The following is a 225-nucleotide window of genomic DNA, read 5'->3' as shown; positions in this document are numbered from 1 at the left end:
AAAAAGCCGGTCGAGGGCGACGACGGCGAGCAGGAGAGCATCGGCGCGATCTTCAGGGAGGCCCGCGAGCAGCGCGCGGCCGACGAGGAGCGCCGCGGTGGCGGTCGCAGCCGCAGTGGCGGTGGCGGACGTCGCGGTGGCAGCGAGGGCGGGCGTCGCGAAGGCGGCCGTGGCGAGGGGGGCCGCAGTCGCCGCCCGCGCCGCGAGGAGGCACCGGCCGCGGCC

1 protein-coding gene is annotated in these 225 nt (G+C 79.1%); it reads left to right on the top strand.

Annotation, left to right across the window (positions count from 1 at the left end; genetic code table 11):
* The coding region (gene rhlB / locus N799_RS14990) for an ATP-dependent RNA helicase RhlB (RefSeq protein ID WP_152598004.1) at positions 1-225 on the top strand (225 nt) is incomplete at both ends.

It is taken from the genome of Lysobacter arseniciresistens ZS79, from assembly GCF_000768335.1.
GTDB classification, from domain to species: domain Bacteria; phylum Pseudomonadota; class Gammaproteobacteria; order Xanthomonadales; family Xanthomonadaceae; genus Novilysobacter; species Novilysobacter arseniciresistens.
Note: the sequence above shows the minus strand (reverse complement) of the source record. Positions and strands in the feature narration are given on the sequence as shown.